General features: G+C 71.5%; 13 protein-coding genes. 6 read left to right on the forward strand and 7 right to left on the reverse strand.

Annotation, left to right across the window (positions count from 1 at the left end; genetic code table 11):
* Positions 1–22: 22 nt before the first annotated feature.
* The 3 genes from ACZ6EG_RS00900 to ACZ6EG_RS00910 all read right to left on the reverse strand — a co-directional run bounded on the left by ACZ6EG_RS00900 (position 23) and on the right by ACZ6EG_RS00910 (position 3,804).
* Positions 23–601: a TerD family protein gene (locus ACZ6EG_RS00900; RefSeq protein ID WP_356607909.1), complete on the reverse strand. Its 579-nt coding sequence runs from the start codon at positions 599–601 to the stop codon at positions 23–25.
* A gap of 139 nt (positions 602–740) precedes the next feature.
* The gene (gene uvrB / locus ACZ6EG_RS00905) at positions 741–2,882 is read right to left on the reverse strand and encodes an excinuclease ABC subunit UvrB (RefSeq protein ID WP_469600521.1); all 2,142 of its coding nucleotides are present in this window, start codon (positions 2,880–2,882) and stop codon (positions 741–743) included.
* 40 nt (positions 2,883–2,922) lie between these two features.
* The gene (locus ACZ6EG_RS00910) at positions 2,923–3,804 is read right to left on the reverse strand and encodes an MHYT domain-containing protein (protein WP_391968259.1); all 882 of its coding nucleotides are present in this window, start codon (positions 3,802–3,804) and stop codon (positions 2,923–2,925) included.
* A 291-nt stretch (positions 3,805–4,095) separates the two neighbouring features.
* On the opposite strand from ACZ6EG_RS00910, the gene ACZ6EG_RS00915 reads away from it, so the two are divergent.
* Together ACZ6EG_RS00915 and ACZ6EG_RS00920 are read left to right on the forward strand one after the other, a co-directional pair.
* Positions 4,096–4,992 (forward strand): glycerophosphodiester phosphodiesterase family protein, encoded by an 897-nt coding sequence (locus ACZ6EG_RS00915; RefSeq protein ID WP_391967562.1) that lies wholly within the window; start codon positions 4,096–4,098, stop codon positions 4,990–4,992.
* An 80-nt stretch (positions 4,993–5,072) separates the two neighbouring features.
* The gene (locus ACZ6EG_RS00920; protein WP_391967563.1) at positions 5,073–5,627 is read left to right on the forward strand and encodes a methylated-DNA--[protein]-cysteine S-methyltransferase; all 555 of its coding nucleotides are present in this window, start codon (positions 5,073–5,075) and stop codon (positions 5,625–5,627) included.
* A gap of 28 nt (positions 5,628–5,655) precedes the next feature.
* On the opposite strand, the gene ACZ6EG_RS00925 is transcribed toward ACZ6EG_RS00920, so the two are convergent.
* Positions 5,656–6,084 (reverse strand): VOC family protein, encoded by a 429-nt coding sequence (locus ACZ6EG_RS00925; protein ID WP_469600526.1) that lies wholly within the window; start codon positions 6,082–6,084, stop codon positions 5,656–5,658.
* A gap of 124 nt (positions 6,085–6,208) precedes the next feature.
* On the opposite strand from ACZ6EG_RS00925, the gene ACZ6EG_RS00930 reads away from it, so the two are divergent.
* Both ACZ6EG_RS00930 and ACZ6EG_RS00935 read left to right on the forward strand, forming a co-directional pair.
* Positions 6,209–7,114 (forward strand): pseudouridine-5'-phosphate glycosidase, encoded by a 906-nt coding sequence (locus ACZ6EG_RS00930; protein WP_391968260.1) that lies wholly within the window; start codon positions 6,209–6,211, stop codon positions 7,112–7,114.
* Positions 7,099–8,028: a carbohydrate kinase family protein gene (locus ACZ6EG_RS00935; protein ID WP_469600529.1), complete on the forward strand. Its 930-nt coding sequence runs from the start codon at positions 7,099–7,101 to the stop codon at positions 8,026–8,028. Before ACZ6EG_RS00930 ends, ACZ6EG_RS00935 begins: the two co-directional genes overlap by 16 nt.
* A 173-nt stretch (positions 8,029–8,201) precedes the next feature.
* Here the strand turns inward: ACZ6EG_RS00935 and ACZ6EG_RS00940 are convergent, their stop codons facing one another.
* Positions 8,202–8,996 carry a methyltransferase domain-containing protein gene (locus ACZ6EG_RS00940; protein WP_391967566.1) on the reverse strand — a complete coding sequence of 265 codons (795 nt, stop codon included), beginning with the start codon at positions 8,994–8,996 and terminating at the stop codon, positions 8,202–8,204.
* A 282-nt stretch (positions 8,997–9,278) separates the two neighbouring features.
* On the opposite strand from ACZ6EG_RS00940, the gene ACZ6EG_RS00945 reads away from it, so the two are divergent.
* Positions 9,279–10,406 (forward strand): magnesium and cobalt transport protein CorA, encoded by a 1,128-nt coding sequence (locus ACZ6EG_RS00945; protein WP_391967567.1) that lies wholly within the window; start codon positions 9,279–9,281, stop codon positions 10,404–10,406.
* A 17-nt stretch (positions 10,407–10,423) separates the two neighbouring features.
* Here ACZ6EG_RS00945 and ACZ6EG_RS00950 read toward each other — a convergent pair whose 3' ends face one another.
* Both ACZ6EG_RS00950 and ACZ6EG_RS00955 read right to left on the reverse strand, forming a co-directional pair.
* Complete coding sequence (locus ACZ6EG_RS00950; RefSeq protein ID WP_469600533.1) at positions 10,424–10,867, reverse strand: PPOX class F420-dependent oxidoreductase; 444 nt, start codon at positions 10,865–10,867, stop codon at positions 10,424–10,426.
* Positions 10,868–10,946: 79 nt separating this feature from the next.
* A complete protein-coding gene (locus ACZ6EG_RS00955; RefSeq protein ID WP_361018483.1) occupies positions 10,947–11,579 on the reverse strand; it encodes a nucleoside/nucleotide kinase family protein in 633 nt (210 codons plus the stop codon).
* 163 nt (positions 11,580–11,742) lie between these two features.
* Between ACZ6EG_RS00955 and ACZ6EG_RS00960 the strand changes: the two genes are divergently transcribed.
* On the forward strand, positions 11,743–12,222 hold the full coding sequence (locus tag ACZ6EG_RS00960) for an anthrone oxygenase family protein (RefSeq protein WP_391967569.1): 480 nt from the start codon (positions 11,743–11,745) through the stop codon (positions 12,220–12,222).
* Positions 12,223–12,516: the final 294 nt, after the last annotated feature.

The raw sequence follows: 12,516 nt of genomic DNA on the forward strand, positions 1-12,516 counted from the left end.
GCCCGCCGGTCCGTGTCGGCTGCTAGAGAACCGGCAGGACGGCCGGCATCAGGTCCTGGAAGGTGCGGCCGTTGGCCGGGGAACCGATGGCGGTCATCGCCCAGCCCTGGCCCGCCCGGTGCACCTTGGCCATGATCTGGGCCGTGTAGGCGCCGCCGCCGGCCAGCGTGTAGCGGGCGAGCTCCTGGCCGTTGGTCTCGTCGACCAGGCGGCAGAAGGCGTTCTGCACTTCCTGGAAGGTCTGGCCGGTGAAGCTGTTCACGGTGAAGACGATCTGGTCGATGTGGACCGGGACACGCTGGAGGTCGACGAGGATCGCCTCGTCGTCCCCGCCCTGGCCTACGCCTCCGACGAGGTTGTCCCCGGTGTGCCGCACGGAGCCGTCGTCGCTCACCAGGTGGCGGAAGAAGACGACGTCGACGGGCTGCTTGTCGGCGAACAGGATGGCGGAGGCGTCCAGGTCGATCTCCCTGGTGCGGGAGCCGAACAGGCCGCGCCGGGGAGCCGCCTGCCAGCCGAGACCCATGCGCACCGACGTCAGGCTGCCGCCGTCGTTCTTCTGCAGACTGATGGCCTGACCCTTGGTCATATTGACGGTCACGCGCTGATCCCCTCTCGGACTGTCCCCTGTTGCCGCGGCGCCCGCGGTTGGCCAGAAGCCTACGCAGGGGCACTGACAGTGCCCCACCCGCGAACGCACTTTGTGTCGGTCTTGCAACACAGTGCGTGTCGGCCTGCCGTCAGGCCAGACCGGCCTCCTTCATCTGACGCAGTTCCTTCTTCATCTCGGAGACCTCGTCGCGCAGGCGGGCCGCGATCTCGAACTGGAGGTCCGCGGCGGCCGCCCGCATACGGGTCGTGAGGTCCTCGATCTGCCCGGCGAGCTCCGCCGCGGGGCGATCGGTCACCGCCGTCTCCTTGCTCCTGCCCTTGCCCTTGGCCTTGGTAGCGGCCACCGCCTGGCCACCGAGGGCGGGGACGGGTGCCTTGGCACCCTTGCCGTCCTTCGACTGGCGGTAGCCCGAGCCGAGCAGTTGCTCGGTGTCGATGTCCTCCCGGGCGATCTGCGCGACGATGTCGTTGATCTTCTTGCGGAGCGGCTGCGGGTCGATGCCGTTCGCCTTGTTGAACGCGATCTGCTTCTCGCGGCGGCGATTGGTCTCGTCGATGGCCCTCTCCATCGCCGGCGTGATCTTGTCGGCGTACATGTGGACCTGGCCGGACACATTGCGCGCCGCGCGGCCGATGGTCTGGATCAGGGACGTGCCGGAGCGCAGGAAGCCCTCCTTGTCGGCGTCGAGGATCGCCACCAGGGAAACCTCGGGCAGGTCGAGGCCCTCCCGCAGGAGGTTGATGCCGACCAGGACGTCGTACTCGCCGGCGCGCAGCTCGCGCAGCAGTTCCACGCGGCGCAGCGTGTCGACGTCACTGTGCAGATAGCGGACCTGGATGCCGAGCTCCAGGAAGTAGTCGGTGAGGTCCTCGGCCATCTTCTTGGTGAGCGTGGTGACCAGGACGCGCTCGTCCTTCTCGGTCCGCCGGCGGATCTCGTGCACGAGGTCGTCGATCTGACCCTCGGTGGGCTTGACGACGACCTGCGGGTCGACGAGGCCGGTGGGCCGGATGATCTGCTCGACGGCGCCGTCCGAACGGGAGAGCTCGTAGGTGCCCGGGGTGGCCGACAGGTAGACGGTCTGCCCGACGCGCCCCTGGAACTCCTCCCACTTCAGCGGCCGGTTGTCGAGGGCGGAGGGCAGCCGGAAGCCGTGGTCGACCAGGGTCCGCTTGCGGGAGGCGTCGCCCTCGTACATGGCGCCGATCTGCGGGACGGTGACATGCGACTCGTCGATGACGAGCAGGAAGTCGTCCGGGAAGTAGTCCAGCAGGGTGTTCGGCGGGGAGCCGGGCAGGCGGCCGTCGAAGTGCATCGAGTAGTTCTCGACGCCGGAGCAGGAGCCGATCTGGCGGAGCATCTCGATGTCGTACGTGGTCCGCATGCGCAGGCGCTGGGCCTCCAGGAGCTTGCCCTGCTGCTCCAGCTCGGTCAGACGCTCCGTGAGCTCCTTCTCGATGTCGTTGACGGCCCGCTCCAGGCGCTCGGGGCCCGCGACGTAGTGGGAGGCCGGGAAGACGTACAGGTGCTGGTCGTCGCTGATGATCTCCCCGGTGACCGGGTGGAGCGTGGAGAGGGCCTCGATCTCGTCTCCGAACATCTCGATACGGACGGCGAGCTCCTCGTAGACCGGGAAGATCTCGATGGTGTCGCCGCGCACCCGGAAGGTGCCCCGGGTGAAGGCCATGTCGTTGCGCGTGTACTGGATGTCCACGAAGCGGCGCAGCAGCTCGTCCCGGTCGTGCTCCTCTCCGACCCGGAGCGGGACCATGCGGTCCACGTACTCCTGCGGCGTGCCCAGACCGTAGATGCAGGAGACGGAGGCGACCACGACGACGTCACGGCGGGTGAGCAGCGAGTTGGTCGCGGAATGGCGCAGCCGCTCGACCTCCTCGTTGATCGAGGAGTCCTTCTCGATGTAGGTGTCCGACTGCGGGACGTAGGCCTCGGGCTGGTAGTAGTCGTAGTACGAGACGAAGTACTCGACGGCGTTGTTCGGCAGGAGCTCGCGGAACTCGTTCGCCAGCTGGGCGGCCAGCGTCTTGTTCGGCGCCATCACCAGGGTCGGGCGCTGGAGCTTCTCGATCATCCACGCGGTGGTGGCGGACTTTCCGGTACCGGTGGCGCCGAGCAGGACGACGTCCTTCTCGCCGGCCTGGACACGCCGGGCCAGCTCGGCGATGGCCGCCGGCTGGTCGCCGTTCGGCTGGTAGGGGCTGACGACCTCGAAGGGCGCCACCGTGCGTTCGATGTGAGAGACGGGCCGCATGGGTTCCACCGTACGACCCCGCACTGACAACGGGTCGGGATCAGCGGTTCTGCGGGGTGCGGGAGCGTCGGTGGACGAGGGTGCGGCGGGTGTGGTGCGGGGTGTGGTGGACCGCGGGGTGACGGGTCCTGTGCGGCGGCTCGGTGTGGGCGGGGACGCCCGGCTTCCGGTCCAGCGGGACGTCGGCGGGCTGCCCCGTGACCATCAGCGGGTCGAACATCACCACGACGCCGGCGAGGAGGAGGAAGGCGAGGGGCCCGATCAGCATGGGGGCCAGCAGTTCGGCCGGCGATCCGCCGGAGGCCGGATCGGTCGTGCCGTGGACGTGGACCTCCAGGGCGGCCATGCCGGTGTAGTGCATGCCGGTGACGGCCAGCCCCATGACCAGGCTGGCCCCCACACTCCACAGGAACCCCCGGACCTGTCCGGCCGCCCACAGGGCGGCCGTGGCGGCGGCCATGGCTATGGCGACGGACACGGCGACGGTGAAGGTGTTGTACGTCAGCTGCCCGTCCAGGCGCATGCCGGCCATTCCCAGGTAGTGCATCGAGGCGATGCCCAGGCCCGTGATGGTGCCGCCGGTGAACAGGGCCGTCCCGCGCGCCCCCCGGTACCCGACGATGAAGATCCCGATGCCCACCATGACGATGGCGACGGCCAGGCTGGCGAAGGTCATCAGCCAGTCGTAGCGGATCGGCGTGCGGTCGATCGTGAACCCCATCATCGCGATGAAGTGCATCGTCCAGATGCCGGAGCCGATCGCCGCCGAGCCGAGCGCGAGCCACCCGGGGCGCCAGGACCGGGTGACCCTCATGGACCTCGTGGTGCAGCGCAGCCCGAGGGCACCGCCGAGGCAGGCCATGAGGTAGGCCACCAGCGGTGTGACGAGTCCGTAGTTGAATCCGTCGACCGTGCCTTGCATGTGCGGCTGCCCTTCCGCCTTCTTACGCCCCGGGGTCATGCCCCGGATGTCCTGATGTGCGCCCCTCCCGGGACCGCGCGAACGATCAGGGTCGAGTGCAGAGAGTATGACTCCCACCGGAATGGTCGAACGATTCTCCGGCAAAGAATCACGGGCCTGCCTCACTTGTGCGGTCCCGGTGAGCGGAGTTGAGCGACTCCATTCAGCCTGTGGCCATTCTGCACCCCTCTCCCGTTGACGCTCCGGTGTCACAGTGATGCTGTCCGTGATCGCTCGACGCGAGGAGTACGCATGCACGCGCGCGCAGTTGCCGTCACGACCACCGCGCTCCTGGGGGTCGCCCTGATCGCCCCCCTCTCTCACGCCCGAGCCACCCACAGTGATGACGCCGACGGGCCCTCGGTGATCGCCCACAGGGGCGCCTCCGGGTATGCGCCGGAGAACACCCTGGCCGCCGTCGACAAGGCGGCCGAACTGGGCATCCGCTGGGTGGAGAACGACGTCCAGCGCACCAAGGACGGCCGGCTCGTCGTCCTCCACGACAACAGCCTGCGGCGTACGACCGACGTGGAGGAGGTGTTCCCCGACCGGGCCCCCTGGAACGTGAGGGACTTCACCGCCGCCGAGATCGCGCGACTGGACGCGGGCAGCTGGTTCGGCCCCGAGTACGCGGGGGCGCGGGTGCCGACCCTGGAGCAGTTCGTGGACCGCCTGGAGCACCACCACCAGAAGCTGCTGCTGGAGCTGAAGAGCCCGGACCTGTATCCGGGCATCGAGCAGCAGACGCTCAAGGTGCTCGCCAACGAGGGCTGGCTCGACCGGCACCACGTGGCCGGGCGCCTGGTCGTGCAGAGCTTCGACGCCGACAGCATCCGCACCGTCCACGACCTCAAGCCCACCGTGAAGACCGGGTTCCTCGGCACACCTCCCGTGTCGGACCTGCCCGAGTACGCGGAGTTCACCGACCAGATCAACCCGTCCTACGGCTCGCTGTCCATGAGCTACGTCTCGTCCGTCCACGCGTTCACGGGGCCGCACGGCCGGCCGATGGAGGTCCTCACCTGGACGGTCGACGCCGCGGACACCGCTCGGCTGGTCGCGGGGTACGGCGTCGACGGCATCATCACGAACAGGCCCGACGTGGTGCGGGAGGCCGTGGGCGAGGCGGAGGCCTCCGTCCTCCGGTGACCCCGCCCGGCCCGGGGCCTCGGGGCGTTCTCGTCCCCGAGGCTCCGGGCTCTGTCAGTGGCCGGCCGTACGGTGGGCGCATGGACAGCCATGGGCAGTACGCGCAGCAGGTCGTGTGGACGGTCGTCGACACCGGCATCGGTCCGCTGCTGCTGGCCGCCACCCCCGAAGGTCTGGTCAACGTCGCCTTCCACGCCACCGGGACCACTCGTGAGCGGGCGCTCGAACGGCTCGCGGCGCGCCTGGGCGCGGACCCCGTCGAGGCGCCCGGTTCCCCACTGCTGGCCGAGGCGATACGACAGATGACGGCGTACCTCGCGGGCACGCGACGTGACTTCGACCTGCCGCTGGACTGGTCGTTGATCTCGGGCTTCAACCGGGAGGTGCTGCGCGAGCTGGCCTCCGGCGTGCCCTACGGCTCGGTCGTCGGATACGGCGATCTGGCGAGCCGGGTGGGGCAGCCGGCTGCCGCCCAGGCGGTGGGCATGGCCATGGGAGCCAATCCGCTGCCGGTCGTGGTGCCGTGCCACCGGGTCGTCGAGAGCGGTGGCCGCATCGGCGGGTTCGGGGGCGGTGTGGACACCAAGCGGCAGCTTCTCGCCCTGGAGGGCGTGCTGCCCGAGCCGCTGTTCTGAGCTCCGGCCGCAAGGGGCGTCGGGTGGTTCACTCGTAGTGGCGTGCCTCGATGATGTTGCCGTCCGGGTCCCCGAAGTAGAAGCTGCGCCGGGCCGGGCCGCGCGCGCCGTAGGAGTCGTAGGAGAGTTCCGAGACCGGAACCGCCTGCTCCTCCAGGCGGGCGCGCAGTGCCTCGAAGTCGTGGGGTGACAGTGCCAGGCAGACGTGGTTGACGGGATGGCCCGCGCTGCTTTCGGCACCGGGGACCATCCTCATGCGATCCGCCAGTGAGTGCGGCGCCAGATCGAGGATGGTCTCGTCGTTGAGGCGCACGGAGGGGAAGCTCACGGTCCCCGCGGCGTACTCGGTGACGCGCAGCGGCTGCGTGCCGAGGGTCTTCTCGTAGAAGCCGGCCGCGGCGATCGGGTCGCGCACCCAGAGGACGACATGGTCGAGACGTGTCGTGTGGTCCGTCATGGTGTCCAGGCTGGTGCTCCTGCGTGAGGGCCGCAAGGGCTCGCCCGGGGTCCGCGAGGGGTTTGGCCCGGTCCCCGGCCCGCCAGGGATGAGAGGAAACCGACGGACAGGAGGCGGACACGTGGTGCTGGTGGTGTCGGAGGAGGTGCGGGCGGCGATCGACGCGCGTCGTCCCGTGGTGGCCCTGGAGTCCACGATCATCGCGCACGGGCTGCCGCGCCCGCGCAATCTGCTGGTGGCACGGGAGCTGGAGGAGGCGGTACGCCGGGAGGGCGCCATACCGGCGACCATCGCCGTGCTGGACGGACGCGCGCACGTGGGCCTCGACAAGGAGCAGCTGGAGCGCGTCGCGAACGAGGACGGCATCCGCAAGCTCGGCCACCGTGATCTGCCCCTGGCGGTGGCGGTCGGCGCGAGCGGGGCGACCACCGTGTCGGCGACCGCCCTGCTGGCCGCGCTGGCGGGCGTGCGGGTCTTCGCGACCGGTGGGCTCGGCGGCGTTCACCGCCAGTGGACGGCGACGCAGGACGAGTCGGCAGATCTGGGTCTGCTGGCCCGTACCCGGATCACGGTGGTCTGCGCGGGCGTGAAGTCCATTCTGGACGTACCGGCGACCCTGCAGCGGCTGGAGACGCTGGGGGTCGCGGTGGCCGGGTACGGCACCGACCGCTTCCCCGGCTTCTACCTGTCCGACTCGGGGCATCCGGTGGACTGGACGCTGGACGACCCGGAGCAGGTGGCGGCGGTCATGCGGGCACAGGACGCGCTCGGCGGGCCGCCGTCCGCGCTCGTGGTCTCCAACCCCGTCCCCGAGGAGGCGCAGCTCGACCCCGTGCTGCACGCGCGGGTGCTGGCCGAAGCGCTGGACGCGTGCGAGCGGGAGGGGGTCACGGGCCAGGCGGTGACCCCCTTCCTCCTCGACCACCTGGTACGGCACACGGACGGCGCCTCGCTGAACGCCAACCTGGCGGCGGTACGCGGAAACGTACGCCTGGCGGCACGCATCGCGGCAGCGTGGGCAGGAGCGTGACCGCGGGGCACGGCGGCGCTCTGCTGGTCGTCGGCGACGTCGTCACCGATGTCGTCGCCCGGCACCGGGGGCCGCTGGCCGTCGGCACGGACACGGCCGCCTCGATCCACCGGCTGCCCGGTGGCGCGGGTGCCAATGTGGCGTGCTGGGCCGCGTACGGAGGCTGCGGGGACGTACGGCTGCTGGGGCGGGTGGGCATCGACGCGGCGGTCTGGCACGAGCGGGAACTGGTGGCCCGGGGGGTGCGGCCCCTCCTCGTCGTCGACGCGGCGGCGCCGACGAGCACGGTGATCTGTCTCGTCGACCTGGGCGCCGCGGCCGAGCGGACGTTCCTCACGGACAGCGGGGCGTCGCTGCGGATCGGCCCCGACGACTGGTCGGACGCGCTGCTCGACGGCGTGACCCGGCTGCACCTGTCGGGTTATCTCCTGTTCTCCGAGTCGGGCCGCGCCCTGGTGTCGGTCGCCCTGACCGCGGCACGCGCGCGGGGGGTGCCGGTCAGCCTGGATCCGGCGTCGGCGGGATTCCTCTCCACGCTGGGCGTCGACCGCTTCCTCGGCCTGGTCGAGGGCGTGGAGGTGCTGCTGCCCAGCCGCGACGAGGCGTGCCTGCTCACCGGGGAGCCGGGCGCGGCCGACGCGGCGGCGAAGCTCAGTCGGCACGTGCCGTCGGTGATCGTCAAGCAGGGCGCGGAGGGGGCCTTGGTGGCCCGGTCCGGCGTCGTGTGTGCGCGCGTCCCCGCCGCGCCCGCGTCGCCGCGGGACAGTACCGGCGCCGGCGACGCGTTCACCGGCGCCTTGCTCGCGGCCCTGATCGCCGGTGCGGGGGCCGAGGAGGCTGCCGCCGCGGGGTGCCGGGCGGGAGCCGAGGCGGTCGCACGGGTGGGTGCCAGGCCTCCGCGGTCGTCGGAGTGACGGCCTGTGCACGCCGGGAGGCGGGGGTGCGGGGTGAGGGCGGTGTGCCGTCGGCACCTCCTCCCCCGTGGGCACGGTGGCGGTCGGCCGGAGGGCTCCGCGCCCGGAACCGGCCGGTCCTCGGTGCTTCCCTCCACGTCGGCCGGGGACGGTGGGCCCGGGGCCGTGTGCGCCTACGCCTTGCGTCCCCACGCGGAGACCATCGGCGCCGTCGCGAGGTCCATGGTGCCGGAGGCGACGTTCGCGAGGTGACGGTCGATGTCCTCGTGCGTGGCCACCCCGGCGCCGACCAGTTGGTCGCGGACCTGACGGATCGTCGCCGATTCGAGGGCGGCGCACGCGGGCGAGGTGACCGGGAAGTAGGCGTCGGCCTCCACACGGCGCAACCCGGCCTCCCGGAGCAGGCGCGGGAGGCGTCGGCCGTAGGAGAGGTCGGCGCCGCGTCGGGTCAGCAGGTGGCGGAAGCCGTGCCGCAGCCGGTTGGCCAGCTGCTGCTCGGGACCGTGCTCGTCGGGGCAGAGCAGGGGCTGCAGAGCGGGGTCGGCGTCCTCGATCAGGAGCCGGCCGCCGGGACGAAGGGCCGCGACCATGGACCGCAACGCGTGTTCCCGGTCCGGGACGTGCACGAGGACGAGCCGGGCGTGCACCAGGTCGAAGCCCTCCCCCGGCGGTTCCTCCGCGCCCACGTCGTGGACGCGCACCTCGACCGGCGGCCGGCCGGCCGGAGCGACCCTCGAGGTGTCGATGTCGGTCGCGAGGACCCGGCCGGTCGGCCCCACCTTCTTGGCCAGCCAGGACACCACCGAGGTGCCGCCGGCTCCGGCCTCCCAGCACCGCCAGCCGGGACCGACGCCGAGCGCCTGGAAATGCCGGAACGTCGTCGGGTCGAAGAGGGTGGCGAAGGCGTCGAAGCGCTCCGCCGCCTCGGCCTGTCGGTTGTCGAGAAGGTATCCGTCGGCTCGCGTCATGCGGCGATCATCCCAGTTGTCCGGTCCGCCGGAAGCGGTCGACGCTCCGACGCGGCGTCCCTCCGGGCTGTCAGCGGGCCCGCCCGGACCGGGGCCGGGCCGGGCTCGGGCGGACCGGGCCGTGGCCGGCCCCGGCGCCGTGCGAACCGCCTGTCCACAGCCGGGAACAAAGCGGAACGCTCCCCTTCCACAGGCGCGTCCGCCGCTCCCGCCGGCCTGGCAAACTGGCGCATCAAGGCGCGGGAAGGCATGGCGCGGAGGACCGACGCGAGGGGGACGCGGATGACGATGGCAGGGAATCTACGGAAGGTCACGGGGCTGGGGAAGGTCGGTGGTCTGCGCAAGGTGGCTCGGCTGGCGCGGCGTCGCCCACGTGTGGACCTGAGCCATCCCGCCCGCTCCCCGCTGGGTTCCTCGGTGGTGAACTGCGTGACGTATCGGGACGGTGTCCGCACCCCCGAGGGCGGTGATCCGGTCGAGGCCGTGACGCGCATGCGCAAGCGGGGGGCCGGATTCGTCTGGCTGGGGCTGCACGAGCCGACGGACCAGGAGTTCGCGGGCGTCGCGGAGCTCTTCGACCTGCATCCGCTGGCGGTCGAGGATGCCATCGAGGCTCATCAACGCCCCAAGGTGGAGCGGTACGGGGAGACGCTCTTCGCCGTGTTCAAGACGGTCTGCTACGTGGAGCACGAGGAACTCACGGCCACCAGCGAGGTGGTGAGCACCGGCGAGATCATGGTCTTCGTCGGCGAGGACTTCGTGATTACCGTGCGGCACGGGATGCACGGCTCCCTCGGGCCCCTGCGGGAAGGGCTGGAGGCCGACCCCGCACAGCTCGCCAAGGGCCCGTCCACGGTGCTGCACGCGATCGCGGACCATGTCGTGGACGACTTCCTCAGTGTCATCGAGGCGTTCCAGGCGGACGTCGACCATGTCGAGACGGAGGTGTTCGCGGAGCACGGCGCGCGGGTCGATCCGGGCCGGATCTACCAGCTCAAGCGCGAACTCCTCGAACTGAGGCGGGCCGTGGTGCCGCTCGGCCGGCCGCTGGAGGAGCTGGCCGCACGCCCCTCCCGAGTGGTCCAGCCGGAGATACAGGCCTACTTCCGGGACGTCGCCGACCATCTGCTGCGAGCCACCGAGCAGATCGCGGCCTTCGACGAACTGCTCAACTCCATCCTCCAGGCACACCTCGCCCGCGTGACGGTCGCGCAGAACGAGGACATGCGGAAGATCACCGCCTGGGCCGCGATCGTCGCGGTACCCACCATGGTGTGCGGTGTGTACGGCATGAACTTCGACCACATGCCGGAACTGCACTGGCGGTACGGCTACGGTCTGGTCATCGGCGTGATAGCCGCCGCCTGCCTGGCACTCCACAGGGGCTTTCGGCGCAGCGGCTGGCTCTGAGGGCGGTGGGGCCCCGCTCAGACCGAGAAGCCCACGATCTTCCGCGGCACGACACGGATGATGACTCGAGTCTCCTCCTCCTTCTCCGCGGGCGGATCGATGCCGAGGTACTTGTGGGAGAGCTCGCGCGGAAGCCTCTTCTCGCCGTCGGGGACGATCTCGGCGGTGCCGCGGATCTCCACGGAGGTGTACGGGTCGGTGAGGTCGTAGACGGACAGGCTGATCCGGGGGTCGCGGCGGAGGTTGCGCACCTTCTGGCGTGCGTCCACGGAGGAGAAGAGCACGGTGTCCCCCTCGCGTTTGATCCACACCACGGAGTTGTGCGGGGCGCCGTCGGGACCGAGCGTGGCGACGGAGGCGAAGTTCCTGCCGTCCAGCAGGGCACGGACCGGTTCGTCGAAGGAGAGCGTGGAGACATGGGCAGCGGTGGCATCGGCGGCAGCGCCGGAGGAGATCGTCATGGCGACAGCGTAGTTGTATGCGCGCGCATATAAAAGGAGTTGGAGTGCACGGAGTGCCGGGCTGTACCGGCCGGGCGCGTCAGCCGCTCCAGGCGGGATGGCGTGGATCGTCGGCGCGCACCAGGACGTCGGCGGTGCCGGAGGGATCGGTCTCCTCGTCGTAGCGCTCGAAGGCGGGCAGGGTCCACTGCTCGGCCTCGGGGGTGCGGCGGCGCAGGGCGCCGGGACCGAGGACGACGTGGACGCTCAGGTCGAGGGGGAACCAGTGGTGCAGCAGGAAGGGCCCGTGCAGCAGCAGCGCCCCGCCGGGTGGCAGGGTGGCATAAGGGCTGCGGGTGGCGCGGTCGGTGACCGGATCCCACAGGTCGGGCAGGACGCGCCCGTCACCGCCGGGGCCGAGCGGGTCGAAGACCTCGCGCCAGAGGGCACCGGTGTCGTGCCAGCCGCTGTAGTAGGACTCGACGTCCTGACGTCCGTGCTCCAGGCGCAGCGAGGCGGGGCGCAGGAAGCCCTGCGTGCCGACGACGAGGGCGGGGCGGCCGCGGACGCGCAGCGCCTCGGAGACCCGCTCGGCGAGGTCGCCGGGGCGGGCGGCCGGCGCGCCGTCGAAGGCGACACGCGGCCAGGCGGATCCGTCGGCGGGCGCGAGGTCGAGCACGCGCTCGGCGAGCAGGTCGCCGAGCCTGTCCCAGGTGATCGCTTCCAGTCGCACCCGCCCATGATGCGTCAGCCTCCGGTCCCCCCGCCTGGACGCCCGCGCATGCGCACGCGCCGCTCGGCCATGGCCGGCGCCGCCCGGGCGGACGTTGACTGGGGTGATCGACGGCCGGCGGTGCCGGGCGGACAACGACTCGACGGGTGGGAGCTGACAGGACATGACCGAGGGACCGTACTTCGTGCTGACGGTGGTAGGTGCGCTCGGGACCGGTATGACGGCCGGCGCCTTCTACGCCTTCTCCGCCTTCGTCATGCGGGGGCTCGCCGCGCTGCCGCCCGCGCAGGGAGTCGCCGCGATGAACGCGGTCAACAGGGCGGCGGTGCGGCCGGCCTTCATGCTGCTGTTCCTGGGGACGGCCGGGCTGGCCGCGGTGATCGCCGTGGTGACGTTCGTGCTGTGGCCGGAGGGAGCCGCGGTGGAGCTGCTGCTGGGCAGCACGCTGTATCTGGTCGGGTCGTTCGGAGTCACGGCGGCCGCCAACGTGCCGCGCAACACCGCGCTGCTCCGGCGGGATCCCGGCACCGCGGAGGCGGCCGGCCAGTGGCCCGTCTACGTGCGTGAGTGGACGGCGTGGAATCACGTCCGCACGGGCGCCTCAGCGGCGGCGGCGGTGGCGTACGTGCTGGCCCTCACCTGAGCACGCGGCCGGGATCCACGAAGCCGGCGGCGCCGGCACGAGGCACCGGGCCGCGCGGACCGGAACACCGGCCGCGAAAGGGGTGCGCCGCCACCGGACCCCGGCCACGGCGCAAGACGGCACCCGTCCCACCGGTCGTGACACCGACGCGAGGTGAGCGGGGTGCGCCGGGCGGGGGCGCCGTGATGGAGGGACTCGGGGCGGCCTGCGCCCGGGGGCGGCGGGACGTATCGTGGGGCGGAAGGGCGCCGCACGACGGCGCGCACGGCCAGCCACCCCGGTGAGCAAGGAACG

It is taken from the genome of Streptomyces sp. NPDC041968, assembly GCF_055589025.1.

What these genes read in the sequence shown, in the direction of transcription:
- ACZ6EG_RS00910 (WP_391968259.1), bottom strand. Translation starts at nt 3,804, where the DNA reads ATGCAAGGCACGGTCGACGGATTCAACTACGGACTCGTCACACCGCTG.
- ACZ6EG_RS00950 (WP_469600533.1), bottom strand. Translation starts at nt 10,867, where the DNA reads ATGACGATCTCCTCCGGCGCTGCCGCCGATGCCACCGCTGCCCATGTC.
- ACZ6EG_RS00940 (WP_391967566.1), bottom strand. Translation starts at nt 8,996, where the DNA reads ATGACGCGAGCCGACGGATACCTTCTCGACAACCGACAGGCCGAGGCG.
- ACZ6EG_RS00960 (WP_391967569.1), top strand. Translation starts at nt 11,743, where the DNA reads ATGACCGAGGGACCGTACTTCGTGCTGACGGTGGTAGGTGCGCTCGGG.
- ACZ6EG_RS00925 (WP_469600526.1), bottom strand. Translation starts at nt 6,084, where the DNA reads ATGACGGACCACACGACACGTCTCGACCATGTCGTCCTCTGGGTGCGC.
- ACZ6EG_RS00945 (WP_391967567.1), top strand. Translation starts at nt 9,279, where the DNA reads ATGACGATGGCAGGGAATCTACGGAAGGTCACGGGGCTGGGGAAGGTC.
- ACZ6EG_RS00915 (WP_391967562.1), top strand. Translation starts at nt 4,096, where the DNA reads ATGCACGCGCGCGCAGTTGCCGTCACGACCACCGCGCTCCTGGGGGTC.
- uvrB (WP_469600521.1), bottom strand. Translation starts at nt 2,882, where the DNA reads ATGCGGCCCGTCTCTCACATCGAACGCACGGTGGCGCCCTTCGAGGTC.
- ACZ6EG_RS00920 (WP_391967563.1), top strand. Translation starts at nt 5,073, where the DNA reads ATGGACAGCCATGGGCAGTACGCGCAGCAGGTCGTGTGGACGGTCGTC.